Here is a 25,574-nt window from a genome sequence, read left to right as displayed (position 1 = left end):
TATGAAAACCGTCGGACGCCGGAATCCCTACCCGATCACCCTGCACGCCAGAGCCGGAGCGCTGGAGGAGTTCGGGCGTTTCAACGATACCTTTCACAGCCTCGCCCACACACGCATCATCCTTCCCAAAGGAGTGTTCAGACTGTCCCATGAGGAAGCCGACAGGCAGATGACCGAGGGCATTGCCCGCGGCATGGCCCTGCTGGCAGTGGAGCGGAATGGTGGATGAAGACGAATCACAATCGCAGACCAGGGCTGCGACACTCGACGATCTGCGAATCCTCATCCGCGCCCTGAACGAGCGCAACGCGCCCTACCTGCTGATCGGTGGCTATGCGCTGGCGGCTCACGGTTACGTGCGCGCAACGACGGACATCGACATTCTGGTACTCGGCGAGCCCAGCGCGGCGGCCAATGTCATTTCTGCGTTGATGATCCTTCCCGACCAGGCGGCAAAAGACATCGATCCGGCCTGGTTTTCAGAAGGCGAAAACATCCGCGTGAATGACGCCATCACCATTGATGTGATGTTCAACGCGGCGGGGCAGACCTATGAGACGCTGCTGCCCTATGCCGAAGTCGTCATGCTCGGCGATCTGCCCGTGCACACCGTCAACCTTCAAGGGCTGCTGCTGACCAAACAGACTGTGCGTGAAAAGGATCAGATCGACCGCCGTGTTCTTGAACGAGCCATTGAAATCGCCGAGGCCGGAGCCATCACCCAAGATCGCCCCCGAGCAAGCCAGCCTACCCGCCACCGGAAAGATCACGGCAACGAGCGGTGAGTCACCACTTCGCGGCCAGCCCATCACCCTTTGGCGCCAGCGGGCTCGCCTGCGGCGTCCAGGTGACGACAGGCCGCACCGGCGGCAGCGCGGCGCCAACAGCGGCCCATGATGCGATCTGCCCGCCGGGAATGGCTGGGACGACAACGCCCGCTTTCCCAAACACCTTCTCCCCATATGCCATTCCCACCGGGCTGCGAAGCCTGCCGGTGTTGTACGCCGACAAGGTGGCGCGCAGATCGCCCGAGCGCATCCACCCCTCCATCAGAACCGTCTGCGCGGCGTGCAGATTCGCGCAGGGATCGAGAACCTGATCGACGCCCAGCCACAGTCGGGGCAGGTTCCTGCTGTTGATCTGCGCCAGTCCGATGTCCACCGAGTGGCCCTGGCCGATCAATTCCCTCGTCAACCGCGCGGCCTCGGCCACAGTCGTCGGTGCATAGCGTTTGCCAGTGGTGTTGTCGTGCACGGCCAGCGGGTTGCCGCCGCTTTCCTGCTGCACGATCGCCGCCAGAGTCACTGGCGCGATCTGGGGTGCGCATTGCTCCATCAAGACGACAGCGTTCATTAGCCTCCGGTCAGGGTTGCGGCGCCAGATGTTGGCGCCTGATCCTGACTCTGCCGACGTAGGACAAACGCCTCATGACCCCATCCCGCGGAGTCTTCAGAGAACCCTCATCCCTTCCTGGAGGCACGATATGCGCCTCATCATTGCCGAAAAACCCTCCGTTGCCCAAGCCATCGCTGGTGTCATCGGTGGGGCTAAGCGCGGCGACGGCTTCATTGACTGCCCGAGCCTCAAGACCCGCGTCACCTGGTGCTTCGGCCACCTGCTGGAGCAGGCCAAGCCCGAAGACTATGTTGCGGGCGGCAAGGTGCTGGCGGCGCATCTGCCCGTCATCCCCACGGCCTGGAAGCTGTCGCCACGCGACGGCGGCGCAGGCAAGCAGATCAAGGTGATCCGCGACCTGCTCAAAGAGGCCACCGAAGTCGTCAACGCGGGTGACGCCGACCGCGAAGGCCAACTACTGGTTGATGAGGTCTTGCTGTTCCTGAACTGGAAGGGCAAGACCTCGCGCCTGTGGCTGTCCAGCCTGGACGACGAAAGCGTCCAGCGCGCCCTGGTCACCGTCAAGAGCAATGACGCCATGCGTCCGCTCTATGAATCCGCCCTGGCGCGTCAGCGCGCCGACTGGCTCATGGGTATGAACTGCTCCATCGCCTTGAGCCGCAACCTGCAAGCCTGTGGCGTGCAGGGCGCCTGGAGCATCGGTCGCGTGCAGACGCCGACCTTGGCCCTTCTGGTCGACCGCAAGCGCGAGATCGACCACTTCAAGCCCCGCGAGCACTACCAGGTGGAAACGACCCTGGACGGCGACACCCGTGCGCTGTGGCAGACACCAGAGGATTTGCTCATTGATGGCCTGCTTCTGGACAAGGCCGCGGCCGAGGCGGTCGCCAAGGCCGTGCAGGGCCAGAAGGCGACGGTGGAAAAATTCACCCGCAAGACCGGTGAGCGTGCCGCCCCGCTGCCATACACCCTGGGCGCCCTGCAGAAGGCGGCCAGCAGTCGCCTGGGCCTGTCTGCCAAGGACACGCTGGCGGCGGCGCAGGAACTCTATGAGGCCAAGGTCGCCACCTACCCTCGCACTGACTGCCCCTACCTGCCAATGGAGATGCATGGTGCAGCGGCAGGCATTCTGAATGTCATCGGCGGCGCGGACGTTGCGGGGATCGACCCTGAGCGCAAGCATACGGCCTGGAACACCGGCAAGGTCGAGGCGCATCACGGCCTCATCCCGACTGGGCAGAACCCGGATGCTGCCAGTCTGTCGGCCAATGCCAACCGCGTGTTCGATTTGATCCGCGAGTCTTACATCCGCCTGTTCATGCCGCCCGAGAAATTCGAGGCTCGGGAAGCGATCTTCGTCTTCTCGACCGGTGAGCGTTTCAGGGCCGCGGAGCGCATCGTATTGGAGCCGGGCTGGACGAAGCTCGGCGCGCAGGACGAAGGAGAGGGCGAATCAGCCGAAGCGAACGGCAAGCTGCCGATCCTGGCGGAGGGGCAGGTGCTGCGCTGCTCGACCGCACAGATCCTGTCCAAGCGCACTGCGCCGCCGAAGCCCTACACCGACGGCGCACTCATCGCCGCCATGACGGGCGTGCACAAGCTGGTCACCGACCCGAAGCTCAAGGCACGCCTGAAGGAGACGTCAGGGCTGGGCACCGAGGCGACGCGGGCGTCGATTATCGAGGTGCTGATCACGCGCGAGTACGCCGAGCGCCGCAAGAAGGAAATCCACCCGACCGACCGGGGTGTGCAGCTGATCGACATGCTGCGCAAGGTGACGCCTGATCTGGCCGATCCAGGCACCACCGCATTGCAGGAGGATGCGCTGGCGGACATCGCGGCAGGTCGTGCAGCGCTGGCCGCGTTCATGCAGGCGCAGGTGGATGCAACGCGGGAGTTTTCGCGGACGCTGCTGGAGGGCAAGCTGACGGACGCGCAGCTGGTCCTGCATGCCTGCCCGGCCTGTGGCGGTGCACGCTGCGTGCAGCGCACCAGCAAGGCTGGGAGTGCGTACCACCGGTGCCTGGACTGCGAGGCGGCCTTCGGCGATGACGGCGGCAAGCCAGGAAAGCGGTTCGAGGACAGGCCGACGGGCAAGGGCGGACAGAAGGAGTCGAGCGCCGCTGCCACCGGCCCGAAATGCCCGAGCTGCAAGAAGCCGACGTTCAAGAACGAAACCAAGACCGGCAAGGCGTACTACCGGTGCGGCGGATGCAAGGGCGCCTGGTGGCCGGATCGGAAGGATGAAGGCAAGCTTGGGGGGAAGTGGGAGGAGCGGAAGTGAGGCCTTGAGCAATTCGTAGGCCTTGCGAACGCGCTGGCTTGCGCATAGACTGTAATTATATACAGCATCATTCAAATGGACTTGCAAGCTACGATGCTTGAATTTGCGAGGAGAAATCCAAAAATGGCCGGCGAACGCAAATCTGTGACGATTCACTATCGCAAATTCAACCGCCCCGCGACAGTTCAGCAGACGCTAGAGACATTGGTTCGTGGTGCTATGGACAGTTCGAGTGATGAAGGTGTTCCGCTAAAGAGCCGGTATCTGGCAAGACTCAACACCGCTGGTAGCGACAATTATTTTGTCAACACCTACCACGACGGATCCGGAGCTACTTCATTGGTTTTCGGCGACATCCTTCATTTCACGAAAGGTCACCTACAAGCGCTCTGTCGCACTGCTGACCAGAGCGCAGCTTCGGTTCCGGTTCAGCAAATGAAGGCGCCAGAGCAAAGCGAATATGTTCACTCCCAAATGTTTTGGATGGTGAAGAACGATCATGCTTTTGTTGTCCAAAGCATGTCTCTGCGGACAGCGGAGCTTGAGCAGTACTTCGATTGGCTACTGAAAAATAGAACGAATCAGCTTCCTGCGACTCAGCCAGTAATTTTCGATGCAAAGTTTGACGAGGATGTCGTTGGCGGCGATCTAGGGGATATTCAGGAGATCATCGTAGGCGGGGTCGCATCGGCTCCAGCGACAGCGCCTGATGATGAAGAATCCGAGCGTATAAGCGAGGTGACCCACCGCGGGCAAATTGACACCGGTCGGACAACGGGGCGCGCTACGGCCACAGAGGTCCTACGTGTTCTGCTTGGTGGTGATGTGAACGTCATTTCTTTGATGCAGGCCGTTCCGGCTGATGCCGAACTTAGCGTTCAGGTTCACATCGGCTACCAGACCAAAAAGCGAAAGGTTGACCGCGTGGCGCTCCGACAATTGGAGACCGGGCTCCGAAATTTGCCCGATAGTCAACTGGCGGTAAAGTCGAAAGGTGCCCGAGTTGCGGCAGATGGCACGATCCGCCTACATCATAATGCGTCAATTCGACTCATCAAAGCCCAAGATGGGGATAACAAGATCATTGGTTCTCTGCTAGACCCTACGGATGTTCTTCGCGCGATGGTTGAGGCGTATTCGAACTTTGTGGCAAATGGCAAAATTCTGGAAACGTCATGAATCCCATAAAGATATTTGGCGCAGTCCTTCCCCTCTTGGTCGGCATGGCAGCTGCGTTGTGGACGCCCCTCTCATTTTGGTTTGACATGAAGGAGGGGCTCATTGCCTTCCTGGGGTTCCTTGCAGCCTCGTTGGTCCAGGTGATGCCGCTCACTGCGAATTTCTTGCAGTCAGACAGGCTTAGCCCGAGGGAAGCTGAGCGGCTAACAGCCTCACTCACAAAGCAGCAGCATTACTGGATGGGCCTGCTCTCCGCGGCCATTGCTGCTATGGCGATCGTAATTGTTGGTGCCGCCTTGACCGAGCGGGTAAAAGGCGTTGGTTGGACTATTGACAGCCGCCACTTTGAACTCGGCCAACTCGTGTGTTTTTTCATTGCCAGCAGTATCAGCTTCGTACTTGTAAAGATGCTTGGGCTTTTTGAAGGTTTGATGAGCTTGCATCGCTTGCGTGGCGAATTGGTATTGAACGCGGCAAAGCGCGAAGCGGCGGAAAAGGCCGCGGTTATTCAACACAATGCTGAAATGCCTGGCTCAATCGTGCCGACAGACTATGGCAGTGTTCTGCGGCCGCATTGATAAGTGCCATGGATTCTGAGGCTACTGTGCTATTCGAGTATTGTGGTTAGCGTCATAGCTCTATCCGCAATAAGGCTTTTAGAGCGAAATATAAACGGGAAAATAAGACGCGAATGGACGCCAATACCAAGAAGGGATATGACCTCATCAACCGACGCCGAAGGCAGTGGGCCAACGAGGAAGAGGTACGCCATGCCTGGATGAAAGGGCTAGAAGAGGCACTGCAGATCGACCTGGACGCGGAGCGAGCTAGGCGCGACTCTAGCTACAACAACGTCGTCATCGAGTTCAAAGGCCCCGGTCTTTTCAACGGTAGCGAGATGAACCCCAAGTTTGTCGAAGCGACTGAGGGCCGGCTTCTGAAATACATCCCTCGCTTGGCATCTGAACAGGGCTTGGCCGAGGAGGACTACATCGGTATTGCCATCGACGGTGAGCATTTGAGCTTCGCACAAGTGCAGGGCGGCAAGATCGCCCACCAGCCGTTGATGCCATTCTCGACCATCACCTTCCAGATGGTGGTCGATGCCCTGAGGGCCAACTTCCGGCGAGCCATCACCGCAGAGAACCTAGCCGAAGACTTTGGGCATCTTTCCCGCACCGGCCGCGAGTTCATGCAGGAGCTATCCAATGCACTGGCTGACGCGCTAGGTCAACGAGGCAATCGCAAGATCAAGATGCTTTTCGAGGAATGGTCAACCCTGTACGGGCAGGCGGCCGACCTGAGCATCCAGCAACGCAAAAAGATCAATGGATCGTTGGGCTTTGACTTCGCAGGCCCTGCCGACGTTGACCTGCCGGCCAAGCTCTTCGTTACCCACACCTTCCACTCGCTGCTGATGAAGTTGATCGCGGCCGAGATCGTGGCCGCGCACGGCATGGCATCCAGTACGTCACTGATTCATGAGCTGCTCACATTGGCGTCAGATGACGCGCTGATCGACGCCTTGCGGTCGGACGTCGAAGACGGCGGGATCTTTAGCGCGGTGGGTTTGCACGGCTTCGTTGAAGAAGCCATCTTTAGCTGGTATCTAGACGCGACAACCAAGAAGTCCATCCGCACGTCGATGTGCCTGGCGATTCGCATGCTTCTGGCCCAATTGTCGGTCTACCGCTTCGACACGATCAAGAAAACGGGCCGATCACGCGATGTCTTGCGAGATTTCTACCAGGACTTGGTGCCTGAGGAGTTGCGCAAGAGTCTCGGCGAGTTCTACACGCCAGATTGGTTGGTCGAACACGCCGTAGCCAAGCTCGAATACAAGGGGGACCAGTGGCTATCAGCTCGCCTCCTTGACCCAACATGCGGGTCGGGTTCGTTCCTTTTGGAGGCCATCGAACATAAGCGCAACGCAGCTCTCGCGGCGAACTGGACTGCCGAGCAAACCGTGGACATGCTGACAACCACGGTCTGGGGCTTTGACCTCAACCCCCTGGCTGTGCAGTCTTCCCGCGTGAACTTCTTGATCGCAATTGCGGACTTGATGCAACAGTGCAAAGGCAAGGACATAGAGATTCCTGTGCTACTGGCCGATGCGGTGTACTCACCTGCGCCCCATCCGGACGGCGACCAGAAGGTCGTTGAGTACAGCATCGGAAGCCAGCAGGCCAATCTCCAAGTCGTTCTTCCCGCCGACCTGGCCCGTGATCGCGGGTTGCTGGACAACGTGTTCCAGCTCATGGGCGAAGAGGTTGAAAAAGATTCGGAGTATCCGCCTGTCGCGCAGGCACTGGTGAAAGCTCGCATTCTGACCAAGGACCAGGCCGAGGAGTGGCACGACCAGCTCAAACTGACCTATGACCAAGTGCTTGCTTTGCACCGGCAAAACTGGAACGGCATCTGGTTCAGGATCGTGCGCAACTTCTTCTGGTCCGCCACGGCGGGGCAGTTCGATGCCATCGTCGGTAATCCGCCCTGGGTGCGCTGGTCGAACCTGCCCGAGGCGTATCGAAACCGGGCGAAACCGACTTGCGAGAAGTACGCGATCTTCTCGGATACCAAGTTCCACGGCGGCAACGAGTTGGACATTTCCGCCATCATCACCTACACGGCGGCCGACAAGTGGCTTGTCGAAGATGGCAGGTTGGTGTTCATCATCACGCAGACGGTCTTTCAATCCCCGTCATCACAGGGTTTCAGACGCTTCCGAATCAACGCAACGGATCGTTTGGTTCCGATCTCGGTTGACGACATGAAGGAGCTGAAGCCCTTCCCAGACGCGGCCAATAAGACGGCCGTCGCGATGTTTACGAAGAGGGTGCAGGGGACAACCCGGTATCCGTTGAACTATCAAGTATGGCTCGGCAAACCCAAGATGGACGATGCCGGCAACCCGAAGAAGGGGCGCGGCGGTCGAGCGGCCCGCTTGAAGGCCATCGACCCTCGCTTGCCTCGTGCCAAAGTGATTGATTTGGTTGATGTGATCCAGATGGAGGCCAATCCCGTTTCGCAGGCAATGGAAGGTGCGCCCTGGGCAATCATGAAGCCTGGCCACTTTGCCGCTTGCCAAGCTATGTTTGGCGCTTCGACCTGGGTCAATGGACGAAAGGGCATCACGACTGACCTCAACGGGGTCTACTTCGTCGATGTTATCGACTCGAATCCGGTCACGCAGACCGTCAAGGTGCGCACGCGCCCACACGAAGGCAAGACCGACCTAGGCCAGCCCCGCGAGTTTTGGGTCGAGGCTGAGAGCTTGTTCCCGCTCGCGAAGGGGGCTGGGGACTTGCACCCCTGCTATTTCCTACCTGAGAACACCTTGTATGCGTTCGTCCCCAACAGAGGCATTGACCGCGCCTCGCTAGATACTGCTGCGGCTAGCTATAGCAGCCACACGAACCCTAAGACCCTTAAGTTCTTCAAGGCGTACAAGTCCTTCCTGGAATCTCGATCCACCTTCAAGACGCGCATGAAGGGGGCGCCCTTCTTCGCGATCTACAACGTGGGTGACTACACGTTTGCCCCCTTCAAGGTCATATGGGCTGAGATGACGGGTGATTTCTCCGCGGCTGTGGTCGAATCAGGTTCAGTGCCAGGTTATGGGCCTCGCGTCTATGTGCCTGATCACAAGCTCTACTTTGCCGACTTCGATCAGCCGGAACCGGCCTACTACCTGTGCGGCTTGCTGCACTCGGAAATCGTCAAGGAGATGATCGAGGCCCACAACGTTGCGACCAACATGGGCGACATCTTCAAGCATGTGAGCTTGCCCGAGTACGACGGATCGTCGGTTGAGCATAAGTCGCTCGCCGCGTTGGCGAAGCAAGCGCATCAGGAGCACGACTCCAAGGCGCGGGCTAAGATCGTTGCAAAGGTTCGAGCCGCTGCCGCAAAGATAATCGACGCAGAGATTGCACTGCGCCGGTGATGCATTGGAACGACGGCTAGCGTTGTGATAGCCATGGCTGATTTAGAAACCCCTTCGCGCAGGGCGCTAATCACCGATTTACCGACGACAGGATCGGCAGATCCATGAGTCTCGCCCAAGCGTTTCCGCTGGCTTCCTGAATTTCCGGCGCGGCACTGCCCGACGGTGCCCACCAAGCATTGGACATCGCCAGAATCACTTCCGGCCTCAGCCACAACGCTTCGAGCCACGTCCAAGGCTGTACCTGCTCCACGCAAATCGCGGCCCACACGCGTTGCCCGTCAAGCGCAAACACGCGTTGCCACCAGGCAGGACGCAAGGTGCGTGGGTTCCACGGCTGCCAGTCGCCGCCTAGCAGCAGGCCAGCAGCCTGTGCCACGGGAACCGGATCGGCGTCTCCCTGTTTGACCCGCACCACGGCATTGCGCCCATTCGTCTGCACACCGAGCAGCCAGACCTGCCCGGGCGGCACCGCCGCGGCGAACTGCGACCTGGTGCCGCCGTACCAGTCCGGCAGAACCGCCTCGGGAAACACCACGACCCGCGCGCCGACGCCTTGCCGTAGCCCTGCTTCGATGATGCGCTGGTTGTTCTGAATCGATGCGAGGATATTTCCATCCCCTGGGTGTACATGCGTTTGCGCGCCCACCCAGTCTTGGGGCATGAGTGCGGGCGGGGAAACCACGGCCAGCAGATTCATGACGATACTGCCTGCCAACACACCCACGATGGCGATCCGCGCGCCCGCATGACCGTTCACCGCCGCAGGCCAGAGCGCGACGAGCAGCAGCAGGCCGATCACCCCCACCCATCCGCCACCAGGGAACAGCACACCCGCAGCATTCATCGGGGAGAGCCAGCCGATCACGCCCAGCGGCGGCAGGGCCGTGAGCAGCAGCGCGGCAAGCAACCCGCCGCGTCCAGGCGGCAGAGCCCAAGGTATGGACAACGCCAGCGACGCAGCTGCCCATGCTGACCAAGCCATCACGGCGTGATGTTCCCCCCAGTAGCCCAACACCGCCGAAACGATGGGCCAGCAGCCCACCGCGTAATAGGCCAGCGCAACGCAAAACCGTCGCCGCGCCGTGCCGCGGCCCGCTATGAGCAAGGGAAGCCCGAGCGATGCAAACGGCCCAAGGAGGCTGGAACCGCCCGACAGCCAGGCGCTGCCGGCAACAGCCGCGACGGGGATGGGCCATTCACTGGCCAGAACGCGACGCATGGTCAGGAGCCGTCAGCTTCTGAATCATCTGCTGCTGCATCTGAACCGTGGGTGCCAACTGGCGGTTGCCCCACCAGGAACCGACAAAAAAAGCGACCGCGATGACGACGCCCAGGATCGCCATCGACGCCAGTGAAATCGGCTCACGCAAGGCACGCGCTACCGCCTCGCTGACTATCCCCTCATCGATTTTCACAGTGACCGGGCGCGCCGCAGCGATCTGCAAATCCTGCACCGCACTCAACACCGGCGTCAAATCCGTCGACGGCGTGCCGGCCGTGCCCAACTCCATCACCGCCGCCTTCACCGCCGCCAGCACATCTGCTCTAGGCGTACTGCGCGCCCAGCCCCAGGCAAACAGCGTGACGTGCGGCGCATTGCTCGGGTCATCTACGGAAAACCCCGCACGCTGCAGTATGCCGAGCAGGGAACGAATCTCCTTCCACTCGTCCTCGGCGGGGAGCCGCCCGAGAACATCCATGAACACCTGCTCAGAATTGCTGTAGGCCATCACACCACCCCCGACTCGATGGCCTCGATCGGCTCTAGCGCGGTGCCAGCCCGTTTGAGCCAGGACTGCAACGCCAGGCGATAGCCATAAGGAAGCGGCCGACCGTCAATCCCGGTCGCCAGCACGTCATGGAACGGGCGGCGCCCGATCATCACGGCGAGCTGATCGTTCATCTCCGGCAGTTCAGCTTCGAGCCAGGCGCCTTCGTCCACCAGACGCTGCCGCAGTTCATCCAACTGCCAGAGTAAGAACTTGTCCGCCGAGCCGAAGAACAGGTTCTTCACCACAATCCCCGCCTCATAGCGCGCAGGCATTTGGCGCAGGCGGTAATTGAGCGCCCGGATGCTCTCTTGCGTGCGGCTGAGCAGCCAGACCGGAATCGCATTGGCCTCGCGCAGCACCTCGCTCACGATGTGGATCGACCCGTCGAACGCCCGTGTGCCGATCTGCGCTGGCATATTGATGATGATGCGGTATTCCGCAGTCTGGGCGGCAGCGCTGAGCATGGCCAGCTTCGTGCCCAGATCGATCCAGCCGCTCTCGGTCGAAAGATCGAGCAGCGCCGTGCCGACGATGCCGCCCCCAGGTCGCAGACCGCCTTCGCCGCACACGTCCGGGTTGGAGAGATCGGCGTCATAGACCACCAGACGGGGCCGCTCAGCGTCCTCGCTGGACAGGAAATGGTGAACCAGCGCGCGGGCGGCCAGGCTCTTGCCGACGCCGCCTTTGTCGCCATCGATGATGAACGTCTTGAGCATGATGGAAAACCTTTCTGTAAGGATCGAAAAAAGACCGGGCAGCGCCCCGGCGGCGTCCGGCGGCAGCCGGGGAATCAGGCGTTGTGCTCGCCGATGAACTTGCGCCGCGCCTCGGGCGGACCTTCAAGGTTCTTGCGCAGGATGTAGTCCGCCTCGGATTCCTCCGGCAGGCGGTCAGAGCCGTCCGCCCAGTCTGGCAACTCCAGACCTTCCAGTCCGGGTGCAGCAGAAGGCGTGCTTACGGCAGTCGCCGTCTTCACGGCTGGGCGCTTGTTCGTGGGCGCGGCCGATGGGGGGCTTGCCTGTGCCGGTTTGGCTTTGGGTGTCGCAGGCGCAACCGACGGTGCACGCAGATCAAACCGTCCTCGCCGTTTCCGAATTGCGTCCAGGGCATGTCGCAGGTCGTCCGGCGGGATGCTCGGCATGCACTTCTTCAGGTAAGCCTGAATCTCGGCGGGCTTCTCGTCGCTGTCGAACAGGGCAAACAGTTCGTCCTCGATCGCCATCAGACTATTGAGCGCGAACTGCCGTGGGTTGCTGGCTTCTTCGGCACGGGCACGCGCCTGTGCCGTCTGTCGCTTCCGCCGTGCGATTTCCCTCAACTCGGCTTGCGTCTGCTCCAGTTGCCGTAGGGCCGTGTCGCGGTCGAATGCATCAGCGTCGTCAGGCGCGTCTGGCCTGTCCTCGTTTTGCATCATCGTGAGTCCTTTTGTGCGCGCCTTTCATCGGCGCCCTACCCGGACTCTGCGAGACGGGGCCAGCGTGCGACAAGGGAACCGCGGAGAACCGTCATCGGCGTCCGCGCTGCGGCGGGAGTTGTCCAAGAGGGTGTCGGGGCGCAGCCCTGACCAAGCGTTTCGTGTGACATGGCGCCGCCAGGCGTCGGCATGCCGCGTCCAGCGGCGTCCGAAATGTCCCACGAAACATTACCTTGCAAGGTTTTTACGCATCGGACGTTTGAGACACGCCTGACACACGTCCGCCTCAAACCGCCTCACGACCGATCAGAGACGCGCCACGCCTCGGACAGACTGTGCCGTCCCTGCCTTGCAGAGTCACGGCATGGACTCTCAAGATCGCAAGCCCCACACCGTGCGCGTGCGCCTCACCACCGCCCAGCTCACCGATCTGCGCAATCAGGCGCAGGCGGCCAACAAAAGCATGTCGGAACTCATCCGCCTGCGTGCCACGCATCAAGCGGTGATCAGCCACGCCGACGACTCCACCGCGCAGCGCATCGACCAGCTCGGACGTCTGCTCAAACATCTCTACCCTAAAGACAAGGGCTGGGCATCGGGCGATGACCGCCGCCGCTGGTGGCAACTGGTCGAAGAACTCCAGCGCACCGCCGCCATGCTGAGAAGGGCGCCCTGATGCTTGCCAAAGTCATCACGCTCAAACCGGGCGCGCCCAGCAAGGGATTCGCTCACGTCATGCGCTACGTCATGCGCGGCAATGAAGAATTGCCGCCTGGACAGACCCTGGACGGCGGCCACTTCAACATCGACGACGATCAGATCTACTGGACGCTTGGCGAACACCGTCTGGCCTACGCCGAAGACCTTGCCGGCGTCTGCGACGGCGTCGTCCGAGACTGCGAACGCAAAGGCCGGTTCAAAGGCAACCCCGTCTATCACGTCGCCATAACCTGGCAGGAGGGCGAACACCCCACGGCGCAGCAGGCCGAACACGCCTGCAAGCACGTCATGGATGCGCTCGGCTTCAGTGCGCATCAGGCCGCCTGGGCCACCCACCGAGATACCGACAACGATCATGTGCACCTGGTCATCAACCGCGTGCATCCCGAAAAACTGATCGCTGTGCAGCCGCCGTTCAAGAAGGACTATTTCATCCTCGACCGCTGCATGCGCGAACTCGAACTCGAATTCGGCTATGCCCGTGCCAATGGCCCCTACATCACCCTGGATACCGACCAGGGGCCGACCATCGTGCGCATGAGCCGTGCGGAACGACGCGCGCGAGGGCTGCTGAAGGATGAGGGCAAGCCACGTTTGACGCGTGGGGCCGCCGCCGCCGAATACCGTCTCGGTGCCGACTCCTTCCAGTCCTGGGTCGCCGGCCAGCCCGCCCAAGACCTGCGCTCCGCCGTGCAGACCTCTGGCGCCACCTGGGCCGACGCCCATCAGGCCCTGGCGCAGCACGGCGTCACCCTTCAGTCCAAAGGCTCCGGTCTGGTCGTCACCACCCAGCTCGACGATGGCCGCATCCTGGCCGCCAAGGCCTCCCAGCTGGGCCGCTGGGCCAGCAAGGCCGAACTGGAAAAGCGCCTCGGCTCCTTCGTTGCCGCCCTGCAATCTGAAACAGCACCGTCACGCGCCTATGCGGAGTACGTCAAGACAAGCCGCAGCCAAAGCGATAAACCGGACCGCCTGCCCGCAAAAAACTCAGCCCGCGATCCCGACCTCCGCGCTCTGCGCAGGCAAGCCCGCGTCGACGCCCGCGCCGCACTCGCCGCCCGCTTCGAAGCCGAACAGGCTGCAGGGCGTGCACAGCGACCGCAGCAGCGCGCCGAACTGCGCAGCCAACACCAGCGCGAACGGCAGGAACTCGCCGTGCAAATACGCCATGACCGCAAGGCCTTGGTCGCGCAGGCCCGGCAGTCTGGGCAGTCGCTCGCCGTAGTGCAGTCCCTGTGGGCGCTCAAGGCGGCGCAGCAGCGTGAAGCCTTGCAGAAGCGTCAGGCCGCAGAACGCAAGGCGCTCTCGGCCAAGCTGCCCAAACAGGACGTGTGGCGCAAGTGGCTTGAGCGCGAAGCGGCACAGGGCGACGAGGCGGCGCAGGCCGCGCTGCGCGGTATCCGCTACCGCGAGCAGCGCAACAAGGGCAAGCAGGTGGACGGCATCGAGGGCGAAGAACTCGACCCGCTGCGCAAGCTCACGCTGGCCGGACTGGATGCGCAGATCGACCACAAGCGGCAATTCGTGCTGTACCGTGATGCACAGGGGCGGGACAAGTTCACCGACACCGGCCCGCGTATCGTGATGCACGACAAGAGCGATGACAGTCTGGAAGCGGCTTTGCGTATGGCCTCGCAGAAGTACGGCGGCAAGGTGGACATCACTGGCAGCAGTGAGTTCCGGGAACGGGCGGCGCGGCAGGCGGTGCGGCTGGGCATCGAAGTCGTGGACGCCGACTTGCAGGCCATCGTGCAGGACGAGCAGCAGCGCAGGCAGCGCCCGCCCCAGTTGTCCCCAACGGCTGTGGAGAAGTCTGCCCCCGATGCGGCCAAGTCCTTGAAACCGCAGGACACCGCTGCGCTGCCCGAAATGCGGGCAGTCGATGCGGCGCTAACGGCATGGCAACAGGCCCAGACCGACGCCGCGCGCACCCGCGCTGTGCAGGACTGGATGCACGGCATGGCGCGCGTCGAGAAATTGGGCGGGGATGTCGCCGCAGCGAACGCGCAAACTCGCAAAGCGCTGGGCGAGCGCTATGCCGGCTTCATGCGGGAAGTGGGCGGGTTGGCGAGGCAGCGGGACATAGGGCATGACCGGTGAATCGTGATCGTCGCGCAACCACGATTGATCACTGATCAACCGTCGGCTGCATAGTCATTTCTGTACGGGATAACATGCGTTCGTTTCAATCCGCGCCCGGACTGTCCGGGCGAAACAACACGGAAGAGGGTACGCCTCTCCCAAGTTCAATTGCCTCCCTGAAGGGGGGCCAACCGGAGCTTGTTTTCGATGAGGGCGATCAACAGCCATGCGCGAAACGACAGGTTCAGCCTCCTGTTGCATCGAGAGGCAGCGGGGGCAGTCGCTCGCGATGAGGCGTTGTTGGTCCGTGCCGAGGCAATTCTGCGGAGCTGGAAGCAGTCCAACGGCATCAACGCGTGCCGTGACTGGGACGAGTGGTTGTCGTTGATCGCTCGTGGTCCATCTGTGGTCGTGCAGGTCATGGTGTCTGAAGACGAATACGCCACACGTTTGCGGCAAAGCTCTCCCTTTTCCGTGTTGGTTCCGCCTCGCAAGAGGTGGGCGCTCTTGAAGGAAGCGAAACATGAACAGGGAGCAGCTTGAGCACATTCTTCGTGCCGCATCGGCGATCACCAAGCAAGGCCGATTCATCGTCGTCGGCTCTCAATCGATCGTCGGCGTCATGCCCGACCCGCCCGGGGTCTTGGGGTACTCCGCGGAAGCCGACATCTACCCACTGGATGCACCCGAACTCGCTGACTTGATCGACGGATCAATCGGAGAAGGATCCCCGTTCCACGAGACTTTTGGATACTACGCACAAGGGGTCGGGCCAGAGACCGCTGTGTTGCCTGACGGGTGGCAATACCGTCTCAATCAGGTGCGCGATCCCATCACGCTTGCAGACGGCTTCTGTTTGGACCCGACCGACATGGCAGTTTCCAAGCTTGTTGCATGGAGAGAGAAGGACAAGGAATTTCTGGGCGTGATGCTGGAGAGCAAACTGATTCATCGCGACGAGCTGGAACGCCGAGCATCGCAGGTTCCTCAGAGCCGACTGTCTGAATACGGGCTCAAGCCCGAAGATTTGAGGCAGCGAATCAGCTTGCTCGGGCAGACGATCTCCGAACGTCCACTTCCCGAGCTAGCCAAAGGCAACGAGCCCTCGACCATTGAGGGCATGCGTCGGGCCTTGCCGCTGAGCAAGAAATCCAAGGGATTGGATCGCTGATCAGATCGGCCGCCTCGATCAGAATATGGGTCGTGGCAACACCGCCGCCGCGGTGAAACGCTTCACCCCTTCCGTCCCCACCCCGCAGAGTCAGGGCAAGGCGCCAACGTCTGGCGCCGCAACCCTGGAGCATTCATGGCAACCCCCGGAAAACTCTACGTCGTCGGCTTTGGCGGGAAAGACCATCTCGTGCGCGCGTTCACCCAGCGCGGTGCAGCCAAAGGCCTGATCCGATCCCTCACCGAGTCAACCCTTGAAAACACCCGTCCGGCCAGCCAGGACGACATCCTGGAGTTGGCCGGCAATGGCGTGCGCCCCATCGACGTGACAGTCACCGAACTCGAGGATCAACCCGGCACCGGGGAGTGCGAGTGAGTGCACAGATCACCCACGCTCGCCAATCCGAAGCCCTGCGCCGGGCCATGGGGCCGGAAATCCTCACCCCGCTTGACGACCCCAGGGTCGTCGAAATCATGCTCAACCCGGATGGCTCCCTGTGGGTGGATCGGATGGGGGAAGGCATGCAACAGACCGGCCGCATCGACGCCGTGCGGGCGCTGACCATCGTCAACACCGTGGCGGCCATGCTTGATACCGTGGTGACGCCGCAGCAACCCATCCTTGAATGCGAACTGCCGCTGGACGGCAGCCGCTTTGAAGCCCTGATTCCGCCGCTGGTCGAACGCGCCAGCTTTGCCCTGCGCAAGAAGGCGACGCTGGTCTTTACCCTGGATGACTATGTCGCCAAGGGCATCATGACGCACGCCCAGCGCCAAGCGCTCGAAGAGGCGGTTGCCGGCCGGCTGAATGTTTTGGTCTCAGGCGGCACCGGCACAGGCAAGACCACCTTGGCCAACGCCATCCTCGACGCCGTGGCCCGGCTTGACGGCGAACATCGCATCGTGGTGATCGAAGACACCCGCGAGCTGCAGGTCAATGCTGAAAACGTCGTGTTCCTGCGCACCAGCGACAACACCGACATGACCCGGCTGCTGCGCGCCACCATGCGGCTGCGGCCAGACAGAATCGTGGTCGGTGAAGTGCGCGACGGTAGCGCCCTGGCCTTGCTCAAAGCCTGGAATACAGGGCATCCTGGCGGTGTCGGCACAGTGCATGCCAATGATGCCAGCGCTGCGCTGATCCGCATTGGCCAACTCATTCAAGAAGCTGGTGTGCCGCCAAACCCGGAACTCATCGCCGAAGCGGTGAATGTGGTCGTCTCGATCAAGCGCACTGCAGATGGCCGCGGGGTAGAAGAAGTGGCCGCGGTACGCGGCTGGTCGTCCAGCGGCGGGTTCCACGTCGAGCGCCTCGCCTGATGCCACCTTTCGTATTCCGGCGAGAAACCGCCACCCGTCCTGATCCAAAGCCGCCACTGGTGCCGAGATGTCGGTAGCCCTATGCAACTCACCGTTCATCCGTCAAAACAATCACCGTGGCAACGCGCCATCGCTTTGCAATGTAAACCGAGGCACTGTCGCCTTTGCCTCATACCTTCATCGACGCGATGCCGTTGCGGGCATCCAGCAGGGCGATGCGCGGGCGAAATTTACGCGCTGTGGTATCGGCCATCGGGCTATAGGTGCAGATGATGAGCAGATCACCTATGGCGGCATGGCGCGCGGCTGATCCATTCAAGGTTATGTTGCCGCTGCCTTTTGGCTCTGCTATGGCATAGGTGCTCAGACGCGCTCCGTTGGTCACGTTGTAAATCTCGATCTGCTCGCCGGCAATGATGTCGCAGGCATCAAGCAGCGCCTGGTCGATGCCGCAAGAGCCTTCGTAATGCAAGTCTGCGCCGGTGAGTGTGGCGCGATGAATCTTGGCTCGCAGCATCACACGGGCGGGTGCGGAGTTTGACGGCGTGGTGTCTGGCATGTTGGCGGGTGGGCAAAGTTGCGGGCGGCAAGTGCTATCGAGGTGACGCATCAAACTGACATCGTAGAACGCTTTAAAAGTCACGCTCGGCCATCACCCAGGTCGACCACTTTGGCTGCGAACTGCTTTGCTGAAACGATGCCTGCTCACCGACGGCCAGTAGCCAAACGGGGGTGACGTGATAGGCGACCTGTGGCATTACCGAGCCTTCCATGCCGCGTCTGCCGTCATCCAGGATCAATTGATTGTCCACCTCGACCTCCAACTGGGCGGCGTAAGCGGTACTGATTGATCTGCCCAGGCTGGTGTTGACAAACCAGCCGCTGGAGATCCCCATGCCGATCCGCTGGGTATAGCCCGCCTCGCCCTGGGTGAACCAGGGATACCAGAGTTGCGCCCACATCACCTGCGCGGACACTGCATTGCCTTGGCCCGGCAGCACTGAGCGGCGCGGATCGGTCCAGTATTGTCCTTCAATCTCGAACGTGAGCAGCGTGGCCATGCCCCGACCCATATTGCACGTATGCAGGGTTGCCAACTTGAGCCCGGCCGCGGCAGGGCCGAAGGTTGCAGGGGCGCTTCCAATGGGAGTGTTCGCGGTGTAGGTCGGCAGATCGAGTTCCATGCCGACATGATCGTTCAGCTTCGCTTCGACCTCGGGTGCCAGCGTCAGTGAGCCGGGTTGCGCGTTCGTGACCTGTGAGAACAGATAGCCGGCGTTTTCCAGCCAAGGCTCTTCGATGCCGATGGCCTTGGTGATGTAGTCGTCCACATCACAGTTCCATTCCTGTGCGGATGCCTGCTGAGCGCAGCCCAAACCGATCAGGGTGAAGAGAAAAATGACGCGAAAATACCTATTGCGCATGGAACAGACTCCAAAAATAAGAATCATTCTTATTGTTATTGTCTGTGGTGTCAATTTTTGGCTTTGCACCTGCCTAAAACATTCGGACTTGCGTTCGAACATTCCATGCCTATGTTTGTACCGCCGCTTCGCTGTTCACTTCAACTCGGGCCGGGGTCGTCCCGCGCTCTCGCCCCGATTGGTGGCTGGGCTGGCCGAGCCGCTGGAGCAGGTGGGTGTCCTCGCCGACGTCCAGCCGGAGATCGCCGTCGTCGACAAGGGCTACCGCGGCGTCGAGATCGACGGGGTGCGCATCCTGCTCTCCGGACAGAAGCGCGGACTGACGCGAACCCTGCACGCGATGATCAAGCGGCGCAGCGCCATCGAGCCGAGCATCGGCCACATGAAGGCCGACGGGCGCCTGGGCCGCAATCCGCTCAAAGGCGTTCTCGGCGATGCGCTGCATGCGGTACTGTGCGGCGCAGGGCACAACATTCGCCTGCTGCTGAAGAAGCTGCGGCTTCTTTGTGCCCAAATCTTGGCCTCATTGCAAGACTGGTTGGTGGCGTCCGCCGCCGCACCGGTCATTCAAACGCCACCGGTCGTCTGACGGACGCATTGTTCAGGACGGATTCTGTACCCTGGGATGGACTACAGTACGCGGTTTTCTTGAGCGCTGTCTCTTTTGGCTCTGCCGGATCCGGGTCGCCACGACCGCCATGACGGCTGGCGCATGGCAGTGCGCGACCTCCTTACTACTGCTGAATGTCCGTGGATCTTGCCCATCGAAGTCTTCGTGCTGTCTGGCATCCCTGCACGCAGATGCAGCGTGCTGCGCAATATCCTCCGCTTGGAATCCTGAGTGGCCAGGGCCCCTGGCTGTTTGACGAATCTGGTCACCGTTACTTCGATGCAAACAGTTCCTGGTGGGTCAATCTGTTCGGTCATGCCGACGCAAGGATCAACGCAGCGCTCAAGGACCAACTCGACCGACTGCCGCACGTCATGCTGGCAGGCTGCACACACGCGCCTGCCGTTGAACTTGCTGAACGCCTGTCGACGCTGACAGGTGGCGTGCTGGGCCACTGCTTCTTCGGTAGTGACGGCGCGTCAGCAGTAGAAATTGCGTTGAAGATGAGTTTTCATTTCTGGCGCAATAGCGGCCACCCCGCGAAGCAGGAGTTCGTTTGTTTGCGCCAGAGCTACCACGGCGAAACACTGGGGGCGCTGGCCGTTACCGATGTGGCTGTGTTTCGCGATGTCTACGACCCATTGCTTATGCGTGCCCATCAAGTCATGTCGCCGGATGCGCGACAGGCAGCGCCAGGCGAGTCGCCTACCGACGTGGCGCTGCGTGCTGCGCAGGAATTGAAGATCCTCTTCGAAACACGCCACAACCGGATTGCTGCCCTAATCCTGGAGCCTCTGGTACAAGGCGCCACCGGCATGGCAATGCACGATCCAGCCTACCTTCGCGCTGCGCGCGCACTGTGTGACGAGTATCAGGTGCACCTGATCGCTGATGAAATTGCGGTGGGATACGGGCGGACCGGGACGTTTTTCGCGTTTGAGCAGGCCGCATTGCCGGGCGACATGCCCATTTGGCCCGACTTGCTGTGCTTGTCCAAGGGCATTAGCGGTGGCTACCTGCCTCTGTCTCTGGTGCTCTCGCGAGATGCTGTCTATGGCGCGTTTCTCGACGACGATGTGGCGCGCGGTTTCTTGCATTCGCACTCCTATACGGGCAACGCCCTGGCGTGTCGGGCAGCGCTGGCAGTGCTTGACCGCTTCGAAGAAGACCAAGTGCTGCAGGCCAATCGCCAGCGTGCCACCATACTCTCGGACGCCCTGACACCGCTTCGTGACGATCCACGCATCCAACATTTTCGTCAAACCGGGATGATCTGGGCGTTTGACGTGCGCGAGGCTTTCGCCGGGTCGCGATTTGCTGAGCGCTTCCACCTGGCAGGCCGCGCTCGAGAACTGCTGATCCGGCCGATCGGTCGCACCGTCTACCTGATGCCGCCCTATCTCCTTGACGCCAGTATGTCGGCCTGGCTGGCAAAGCAGGTAAGCAGCACGCTGGACGACGTTCTTCAAGGACCCCTTCTCGATGTTGATCGACCATCTGAACCAGCAACTGCATGACCGTGTTTCACGCGGGCTGCGCCGCCAGCGCCGAACGGCGGAAACGCCCTGCGAGCCCCGGCAGCAAGTCAGTGTTGGGCATCGAACAGATGGCACTAACGCGCGGGAGTTGCTGGGATTCTGTAGCAATGACTACCTTGGACTAGCAAATCATCCAGTGCTGATTGAATCGTTGGCCGAGGGTGCACGCCTTTTTGGTGCAGGCAGCGGCGCCTCCCACTTGGTCAGCGGTCATTCGCGCGCGCATGCTGCGCTCGAGGATGACCTCGCAGCCTGGTTAGCACCGCATATCCCGGGAGCGCGCGCCCTGACGTTCTGCACGGGCTACATGGCGAACCTGGCATTGCTCACCGCGCTAGCAGATGCGCAGACCACCATCTTCTCCGACAAGCTGAATCATGCTTCCCTGATCGATGGTGCGCTGCTGTCGAAAGCGCCTTTGCGTCGTTTCGCGCACCGTGACCTCACAGTCCTCTCGCAACAACTCGAAGCATGTCGCACCCCCATCAAACTGATCGTCACGGATGCGGTCTTCAGCATGGACGGTGATGTGGCCGATCTACCGGGGATGTTGACGTTAGCTGAGCAACACGACGCTTATCTGATTGTGGACGATGCGCACGGTTTTGGCGTATTGGGTCCTTATGGTCAAGGTACTCTCGCGCACTTCGACCTCTACAGCGAACGCATCATCTACATGGGGACTATGGGAAAGGCCGCGGGTATGGGGGGTGCTTTTGTCGCTGCGCATCCCACCATCATCAATTGGCTCATACAAGCGGCACGCACCTATATCTACAGCACGGCGACGCCTCCGGCTCTTGCGCATGCGTTGCGCGAGAGCCTGCGGCTGATCCGTAGTGAGGAAGGGGAAAAACGCCGTGCGCATCTGCAGCAGCGCATCGCGCAATTGCGTGTTGCGCTGTCCGCGTTGATCGAAGGGCACTCTGAGCTCGGCTGGAAGTTGGGCGTCTCAGAAACCGCAATCCAGCCACTGATCGTAGGCGACAACGCTGCGGCGCTTTCGCTGGCCGCTGCTCTCGACGCGAAGAGCCTGTGGGTGCCGGCGATCCGTCCGCCCACCGTACCTGTCGGCACGGCTCGGCTTCGCATCACGCTCAGGGCAACGCATAGTGTGGATGACGTGCAGTGCCTGATTACGGGTTTGAGTCAAGCGGCGAAGGCGTTGGCATGATGCGTTCGCCACCATTGCGAGGCTGCTTCGTCACTGGAACCGACACCGAGGTCGGCAAAACCTGTGTCAGCACAGCGTTGCTGCATTGGTGCGCCCAGCAGGGCTGGCGCAGTGCCGGCCTCAAGCCGGTGGCAGCGGGGACCGAGCTGATCAACGGAGCGCACATCAACGCAGATGTGCGTGCACTGCGCGAAGCCAGCTCGATCCCGTTGACCGACGACGAGGTCGGTCCGTATCAGTTCGAGTCGGCGTGTGCACCGCAGGTTGCGGCCTCAATGGAGGGCCGCGCCATTGAGCGCACGGTGATTTTGCGAGCAGCGAACGATTTAGCAGCGCGTGCCGAGGTATTGATTGTGGAGGGTGTCGGGGGATTCAGGGTACCGCTCGGACCGGATTGGGATACTGCCGACTTGGCCGTGGAACTTGGTCTGCCCGTGATCCTGGTGGTGGGCCTACGCCTAGGCTGCATCAACCACGCACTGCTTACTGCCGACGTGGTGCGCTCGCGCGGCCTTCGACTGGCTGGCTGGGTCGGCAATGCTATCGACCCCGCCATGCTCTGGGCTGATGCCACCATTGCCAGCCTGCGCGAGCGCCTGTGGCAGCAGCATCAAGCGAACTGCGTCGGCATCGTGCCGTGGCTGGGCGATCTCAGTGCCGCCGCTGTAGTGGCCCACCTGAGCGACGCTGAATTGCAACGGGTGTTCCCTATCTGAACCGACTGCCCTTGTTTCCAAAGGACCTGACATGACCACCATAACCGCCATCAACGTCTCAGGTTTGCGCGCTCCCGCTGCCGTCGAACCCAGTCCTTCGACTCGCTGGAGTGTCGCGCAGGTCGACGCGCTGTTCGCCATGCCTTTCATGGATCTGCTTTACCGTGCGCAGCAGGTGCATCGGGAGAACTTCGACCCAAATATGATTCAACTGTCCACCCTGTTGTCCATTAAGACCGGCGGTTGCAGCGAAGACTGCGGCTACTGTCCGCAATCGGCGCACCACGAAGCGGGGGTGCAAGCCAGCAAATTAATGCCCTTGGACGAGGTCCTGGAGGCGGCAAGAGCGGCAAAGGCAGAAGGAGCCACGCGCTTCTGCATGGGTGCCGCGTGGCGTAGTCCGAAAGAGCGTGACATGGAAAGTTTGACCGAGATGGTGCGTGAAGTGCGCGCGCTCGGACTTGAAACCTGTATGACTCTGGGCATGCTTGATGCCGAACAGGCGAGCGAGCTAAAGGATGCGGGCCTTGACTACTACAACCATAATCTAGACAGTGCGCCGGAATTTTATGGCAGCATCATCAGCACGCGAACCTACCAAGACCGACTCGATACGCTAGTCAACGTGCGCGAAGCTGGTATCAACGTCTGCTGCGGCGGTATCGTTGGCATGGGCGAAAGCCGGATACAACGCGCTGGATTGATTGCACAACTGGCCAACTTGGAGCCCTACCCCGAATCGGTGCCGATCAACAACTTGGTGGCCGTGAAAGGAACGCCATTGGAGGGGGCTGCGCCACTCGATCCATTCGAGTTTGTGCGCACCATTGCCGTGGCGCGCGTCACCATGCCGCGTACCCAAGTTCGTCTGTCCGCAGGGCGCGAGCAGATGGACGACGCACTCCAAGCTCTGTGCTTTGCTGCTGGTGCCAACTCCATTTTCTATGGTGACCGCCTGCTCACCACGTGCAATCCACAGACCCAGCGTGACCGCTCGCTGCTGGCACGCCTCGGATTGCGCGTACAGAGCGAACATCCGGCGCAATGTGAGAGCCGATCGGATGAATGAAGTATCCATTCGGCCGCCGTGCGTACTAGGGCGCTCGATCGTCGACCGCGCGTTCCTCGCGGATCCGTATCCGACCTATCGGGCGTTACGCGAGGCCGGTCCGCTGCATTGGAGTGAGGAATTTTTCGGCGGAGCGTGGCTCCTCACACGTCATCAAGACGTCGAGACGGTACTGCGCGACGCACGTTTTTCGGCAAAACGCACCGGCGGCTGGGTCAATGACTTGGAGCACGAGCGCGGTGAACTGAGTCGCTTCCAGCGGCTGTTTGGGCGCGCCCTTCTTTTTCTTGATTCGCCGGATCACTCACGCCTGCGCAACTTGATGCAATCTGCCTTTCGCCCCGATGCGCTGACGCGCTTGCGGCCCGAGATCGAGCGCATCGCAGATGAACTTCTGGACTCTCTGAATGGCGTAGGGCCCTTCGATTTCATCGCTCAGGTGGCGCGCCCGCTCCCCGTGCGGGTAATCTCGCACATTCTCGGTATTGTTGGAGCGGACACCGAAGAGGTCATGATATGGTCGGATGACTTGGCCGACTTCATCGGTGCGCCAACGCCAACACGAGAGCAGGCATGCCGTGCTCAGTCAAGCCTGTTGGCGATGACGCGCTTTCTTCAGGATCAACTGGAGACCAAGCGCACGGCCCGTGGCGATGACTTACTGAGCGCGTTACTGCTGCAGCGAGAACGCGGCACGCTTCATGACGATGCTGAACTACTGGCTCAGTGCGCCATGTTGTTGTTCGCCGGACATGAGACTACGCGAAACCTCCTTGGCAATGGCATGCAGGCGCTGCTGAGCCACGCCGAACAATGGCAGCTTCTGGTGAAGGATCCAAATCTGGTGCCAGATGCGGTCCGTGAAATTCTTCGATACGACAGCCCGGTGCAGTACACGGGGAGGCGCGTAATCTCGGATCTTTTGTTCCATGGACAGTTGCTGCGCCGCGGAGAACTGGTTCTGCCCCTCATCGGTGCGGCCAATCGTGACCCGGCGCGCCATGCTGATCCAGAGGAACTGGATGTCAGGCGCACCGACCGGGGCACGCTATCTTTCGGCTCCGGTCCCCATGTCTGCCTCGGCGCCGCGTTAACTCGCATTGAGGCAGACGTGGTATTCCGCCAAATGCTTGCCCGGTGGCCCGATCTACGCCTAGCAAGCGCCGAGCCACAGTGGTTTGCAAACCCAGCCTATCGCGGGTTGAAAACTCTATCGCTGCGACCTGCCATGTAGGTATTGTGTTGGCGCCGGTGCCGATTTGAGCCATGCGCCGGGTTTGCCATAAGCCGGTTGGAACGCGCCGAAATTCAAGCCTGACGCCACACGAAGCGTGTTTTCGATGGCGCAGTCGCCGATCTGTTCGTGCCGAACGAAAATTGCCCCCCTTTTGAAGGTTATGCCGACGCAAAATTGACCCGGGTGTTCCACCTACCCTGCTGCTTTTTCAGGCATGGGGGCAGGAGTGATCACCATGGACATGATTGGCAAGATTCAGCGGATGCATTTCCGCCAGCACAAATCCGTTCGAGAGATTGCCCGCAGTACGGGGCTGTCGCGCGACACGCTGCGTACCTGGCTACGCCAGCCTAGCGATGTCGTACCGCAGTACGCGGCGCGGCGAACACAACCCTCACTGCGCATTTCAGTGATCGTGGACGCCTGTTTCAGTCTGATCGTGGACGGCGTTTCAGCGTGATCGTGGACGCGTCGGGGTGCGCGCAAGCGATGGGTTTCAATGTATCTCAATCGTCCACGATCCGCCTGAAACGCTTTTCGCGAAGCGGTCGGTGAGGGGC

The 25,574-nt window shown here is 61.1% G+C and carries 23 protein-coding genes and 2 pseudogenes; 18 read left to right on the top strand and 7 right to left on the bottom strand.

Annotation, left to right across the window (positions count from 1 at the left end; genetic code table 11):
• Position 1 precedes the first annotated feature (1 nt).
• Positions 2-229 (top strand): hypothetical protein, encoded by a 228-nt coding sequence (locus B3H47_RS01750; RefSeq protein ID WP_286985592.1) that lies wholly within the window; start codon positions 2-4, stop codon positions 227-229.
• Positions 222-785 carry a hypothetical protein gene (locus B3H47_RS01745; RefSeq protein WP_286985591.1) on the top strand — a complete coding sequence of 188 codons (564 nt, stop codon included), beginning with the start codon at positions 222-224 and terminating at the stop codon, positions 783-785. The genes B3H47_RS01750 and B3H47_RS01745 overlap by 8 nt, the downstream gene beginning before the upstream one ends.
• A 1-nt stretch (position 786) precedes the next feature.
• Here B3H47_RS01745 and B3H47_RS01740 read toward each other — a convergent pair whose 3' ends face one another.
• Entirely contained in the window at positions 787-1,353 is a 567-nt protein-coding gene (locus B3H47_RS01740; protein WP_286985590.1) for a lytic transglycosylase domain-containing protein, read from the bottom strand.
• Positions 1,354-1,483: 130 nt separating this feature from the next.
• On the opposite strand from B3H47_RS01740, the gene B3H47_RS01735 reads away from it, so the two are divergent.
• From B3H47_RS01735 to B3H47_RS01720, 4 genes are all read left to right on the top strand, one after another.
• Entirely contained in the window at positions 1,484-3,640 is a 2,157-nt protein-coding gene (locus B3H47_RS01735) for a DNA topoisomerase 3 (RefSeq protein WP_286985588.1), read from the top strand.
• 75 nt (positions 3,641-3,715) lie between these two features.
• Positions 3,716-4,819: a hypothetical protein gene (locus B3H47_RS01730; protein ID WP_286985587.1), complete on the top strand. Its 1,104-nt coding sequence runs from the start codon at positions 3,716-3,718 to the stop codon at positions 4,817-4,819.
• Positions 4,816-5,397, top strand: a complete 582-nt coding sequence (locus B3H47_RS01725) for a hypothetical protein (RefSeq protein WP_286985585.1) — start codon at positions 4,816-4,818, stop codon at positions 5,395-5,397. Before B3H47_RS01730 ends, B3H47_RS01725 begins: the two co-directional genes overlap by 4 nt.
• A gap of 113 nt (positions 5,398-5,510) precedes the next feature.
• Positions 5,511-8,765, top strand: coding sequence for an Eco57I restriction-modification methylase domain-containing protein (locus B3H47_RS01720; RefSeq protein ID WP_286985583.1), 3,255 nt, complete (start codon positions 5,511-5,513; stop codon positions 8,763-8,765).
• 70 nt (positions 8,766-8,835) lie between these two features.
• Here B3H47_RS01720 and B3H47_RS01715 read toward each other — a convergent pair whose 3' ends face one another.
• The 4 genes from B3H47_RS01715 to B3H47_RS01700 all read right to left on the bottom strand — a co-directional run bounded on the left by B3H47_RS01715 (position 8,836) and on the right by B3H47_RS01700 (position 11,954).
• Positions 8,836-9,987 carry a conjugal transfer protein TraB gene (locus tag B3H47_RS01715; protein ID WP_286985582.1) on the bottom strand — a complete coding sequence of 384 codons (1,152 nt, stop codon included), beginning with the start codon at positions 9,985-9,987 and terminating at the stop codon, positions 8,836-8,838.
• Positions 9,965-10,498 (bottom strand): hypothetical protein, encoded by a 534-nt coding sequence (locus B3H47_RS01710; RefSeq protein WP_286985581.1) that lies wholly within the window; start codon positions 10,496-10,498, stop codon positions 9,965-9,967. Before B3H47_RS01710 ends, B3H47_RS01715 begins: the two co-directional genes overlap by 23 nt.
• Positions 10,498-11,256, bottom strand: a complete 759-nt coding sequence (locus tag B3H47_RS01705; protein ID WP_286985580.1) for a hypothetical protein — start codon at positions 11,254-11,256, stop codon at positions 10,498-10,500. The genes B3H47_RS01710 and B3H47_RS01705 overlap by 1 nt, the downstream gene beginning before the upstream one ends.
• A gap of 74 nt (positions 11,257-11,330) precedes the next feature.
• Complete coding sequence (locus tag B3H47_RS01700; protein WP_286985579.1) at positions 11,331-11,954, bottom strand: hypothetical protein; 624 nt, start codon at positions 11,952-11,954, stop codon at positions 11,331-11,333.
• 364 nt (positions 11,955-12,318) lie between these two features.
• Here B3H47_RS01700 and B3H47_RS01695 point away from each other — a divergent pair, with 364 nt between their 5' ends.
• From B3H47_RS01695 to trbB, 5 genes are all read left to right on the top strand, one after another.
• Positions 12,319-12,630, top strand: a complete 312-nt coding sequence (locus tag B3H47_RS01695; protein WP_276709052.1) for a plasmid mobilization protein — start codon at positions 12,319-12,321, stop codon at positions 12,628-12,630.
• Positions 12,630-14,774, top strand: coding sequence for a TraI/MobA(P) family conjugative relaxase (gene traI / locus B3H47_RS01690; RefSeq protein ID WP_286985578.1), 2,145 nt, complete (start codon positions 12,630-12,632; stop codon positions 14,772-14,774). Before B3H47_RS01695 ends, traI begins: the two co-directional genes overlap by 1 nt.
• Before the next feature lie 505 nt (positions 14,775-15,279).
• Positions 15,280-15,927 (top strand): DUF6036 family nucleotidyltransferase, encoded by a 648-nt coding sequence (locus B3H47_RS01685; protein ID WP_286985576.1) that lies wholly within the window; start codon positions 15,280-15,282, stop codon positions 15,925-15,927.
• A gap of 135 nt (positions 15,928-16,062) precedes the next feature.
• Positions 16,063-16,302: a hypothetical protein gene (locus B3H47_RS01680; protein ID WP_286985575.1), complete on the top strand. Its 240-nt coding sequence runs from the start codon at positions 16,063-16,065 to the stop codon at positions 16,300-16,302.
• Positions 16,299-17,246 carry a P-type conjugative transfer ATPase TrbB gene (trbB, locus tag B3H47_RS01675; protein ID WP_286985574.1) on the top strand — a complete coding sequence of 316 codons (948 nt, stop codon included), beginning with the start codon at positions 16,299-16,301 and terminating at the stop codon, positions 17,244-17,246. Before B3H47_RS01680 ends, trbB begins: the two co-directional genes overlap by 4 nt.
• A 169-nt stretch (positions 17,247-17,415) precedes the next feature.
• Here trbB and panD read toward each other — a convergent pair whose 3' ends face one another.
• Both panD and B3H47_RS01665 read right to left on the bottom strand, forming a co-directional pair.
• Positions 17,416-17,763 (bottom strand): aspartate 1-decarboxylase, encoded by a 348-nt coding sequence (gene panD, locus B3H47_RS01670; protein ID WP_013106289.1) that lies wholly within the window; start codon positions 17,761-17,763, stop codon positions 17,416-17,418.
• Positions 17,764-17,878: 115 nt separating this feature from the next.
• The gene (locus B3H47_RS01665; protein ID WP_286985573.1) at positions 17,879-18,772 is read right to left on the bottom strand and encodes a hypothetical protein; all 894 of its coding nucleotides are present in this window, start codon (positions 18,770-18,772) and stop codon (positions 17,879-17,881) included.
• 88 nt (positions 18,773-18,860) lie between these two features.
• Here B3H47_RS01665 and B3H47_RS01660 point away from each other — a divergent pair.
• The 7 genes and pseudogenes from B3H47_RS01660 to B3H47_RS01630 all read left to right on the top strand — a co-directional run.
• A pseudogene (locus B3H47_RS01660) lies at positions 18,861-19,259 on the top strand (IS5/IS1182 family transposase); the annotation flags it as partial.
• 155 nt (positions 19,260-19,414) lie between these two features.
• Positions 19,415-20,797, top strand: coding sequence for an adenosylmethionine--8-amino-7-oxononanoate transaminase (gene bioA / locus B3H47_RS01655; protein WP_013106287.1), 1,383 nt, complete (start codon positions 19,415-19,417; stop codon positions 20,795-20,797).
• Entirely contained in the window at positions 20,763-21,992 is a 1,230-nt protein-coding gene (gene bioF, locus B3H47_RS01650) for an 8-amino-7-oxononanoate synthase (RefSeq protein WP_156054875.1), read from the top strand. The genes bioA and bioF overlap by 35 nt, the downstream gene beginning before the upstream one ends.
• Positions 21,989-22,708 (top strand): dethiobiotin synthase, encoded by a 720-nt coding sequence (gene bioD / locus B3H47_RS01645; RefSeq protein ID WP_156054876.1) that lies wholly within the window; start codon positions 21,989-21,991, stop codon positions 22,706-22,708. Before bioF ends, bioD begins: the two co-directional genes overlap by 4 nt.
• Before the next feature lie 31 nt (positions 22,709-22,739).
• Positions 22,740-23,777, top strand: coding sequence for a biotin synthase BioB (gene bioB, locus B3H47_RS01640; RefSeq protein WP_286985570.1), 1,038 nt, complete (start codon positions 22,740-22,742; stop codon positions 23,775-23,777).
• Positions 23,770-25,011: a cytochrome P450 gene (locus B3H47_RS01635; protein ID WP_156054878.1), complete on the top strand. Its 1,242-nt coding sequence runs from the start codon at positions 23,770-23,772 to the stop codon at positions 25,009-25,011. The genes bioB and B3H47_RS01635 overlap by 8 nt, the downstream gene beginning before the upstream one ends.
• A gap of 238 nt (positions 25,012-25,249) precedes the next feature.
• Positions 25,250-25,435 (top strand): annotated as a pseudogene (locus B3H47_RS01630) (IS21 family transposase); the annotation flags it as partial.
• Between the last annotated feature and the right edge of the window lie 139 nt (positions 25,436-25,574).

The sequence above is a fragment of the Thiomonas sp. UBA7699 genome, assembly GCF_002482605.1.
Taxonomy (GTDB): Bacteria; Pseudomonadota; Gammaproteobacteria; order Burkholderiales; family Burkholderiaceae_C; genus Thiomonas; species Thiomonas arsenitoxydans.
This window is presented reverse-complemented; position numbering and strand designations above follow the sequence as displayed.

What these genes read in the sequence shown, in the direction of transcription:
- bioF (WP_156054875.1), top strand. Translation starts at nt 20,763, where the DNA reads ATGTTGATCGACCATCTGAACCAGCAACTGCATGACCGTGTTTCACGC.
- B3H47_RS01715 (WP_286985582.1), bottom strand. Translation starts at nt 9,987, where the DNA reads ATGCGTCGCGTTCTGGCCAGTGAATGGCCCATCCCCGTCGCGGCTGTT.
- B3H47_RS01705 (WP_286985580.1), bottom strand. Translation starts at nt 11,256, where the DNA reads ATGCTCAAGACGTTCATCATCGATGGCGACAAAGGCGGCGTCGGCAAG.
- B3H47_RS01635 (WP_156054878.1), top strand. Translation starts at nt 23,770, where the DNA reads ATGAATGAAGTATCCATTCGGCCGCCGTGCGTACTAGGGCGCTCGATC.
- bioD (WP_156054876.1), top strand. Translation starts at nt 21,989, where the DNA reads ATGATGCGTTCGCCACCATTGCGAGGCTGCTTCGTCACTGGAACCGAC.
- B3H47_RS01730 (WP_286985587.1), top strand. Translation starts at nt 3,716, where the DNA reads ATGGACTTGCAAGCTACGATGCTTGAATTTGCGAGGAGAAATCCAAAA.
- B3H47_RS01700 (WP_286985579.1), bottom strand. Translation starts at nt 11,954, where the DNA reads ATGATGCAAAACGAGGACAGGCCAGACGCGCCTGACGACGCTGATGCA.
- B3H47_RS01720 (WP_286985583.1), top strand. Translation starts at nt 5,511, where the DNA reads ATGGACGCCAATACCAAGAAGGGATATGACCTCATCAACCGACGCCGA.
- B3H47_RS01685 (WP_286985576.1), top strand. Translation starts at nt 15,280, where the DNA reads ATGAACAGGGAGCAGCTTGAGCACATTCTTCGTGCCGCATCGGCGATC.
- bioB (WP_286985570.1), top strand. Translation starts at nt 22,740, where the DNA reads ATGACCACCATAACCGCCATCAACGTCTCAGGTTTGCGCGCTCCCGCT.
- B3H47_RS01740 (WP_286985590.1), bottom strand. Translation starts at nt 1,353, where the DNA reads ATGAACGCTGTCGTCTTGATGGAGCAATGCGCACCCCAGATCGCGCCA.
- B3H47_RS01725 (WP_286985585.1), top strand. Translation starts at nt 4,816, where the DNA reads ATGAATCCCATAAAGATATTTGGCGCAGTCCTTCCCCTCTTGGTCGGC.
- panD (WP_013106289.1), bottom strand. Translation starts at nt 17,763, where the DNA reads ATGCTGCGAGCCAAGATTCATCGCGCCACACTCACCGGCGCAGACTTG.
- traI (WP_286985578.1), top strand. Translation starts at nt 12,630, where the DNA reads ATGCTTGCCAAAGTCATCACGCTCAAACCGGGCGCGCCCAGCAAGGGA.
- B3H47_RS01680 (WP_286985575.1), top strand. Translation starts at nt 16,063, where the DNA reads ATGGCAACCCCCGGAAAACTCTACGTCGTCGGCTTTGGCGGGAAAGAC.
- B3H47_RS01710 (WP_286985581.1), bottom strand. Translation starts at nt 10,498, where the DNA reads ATGGCCTACAGCAATTCTGAGCAGGTGTTCATGGATGTTCTCGGGCGG.
- B3H47_RS01750 (WP_286985592.1), top strand. Translation starts at nt 2, where the DNA reads ATGAAAACCGTCGGACGCCGGAATCCCTACCCGATCACCCTGCACGCC.
- B3H47_RS01735 (WP_286985588.1), top strand. Translation starts at nt 1,484, where the DNA reads ATGCGCCTCATCATTGCCGAAAAACCCTCCGTTGCCCAAGCCATCGCT.
- bioA (WP_013106287.1), top strand. Translation starts at nt 19,415, where the DNA reads ATGTCCGTGGATCTTGCCCATCGAAGTCTTCGTGCTGTCTGGCATCCC.
- B3H47_RS01665 (WP_286985573.1), bottom strand. Translation starts at nt 18,772, where the DNA reads ATGTTCGAACGCAAGTCCGAATGTTTTAGGCAGGTGCAAAGCCAAAAA.
- B3H47_RS01695 (WP_276709052.1), top strand. Translation starts at nt 12,319, where the DNA reads ATGGACTCTCAAGATCGCAAGCCCCACACCGTGCGCGTGCGCCTCACC.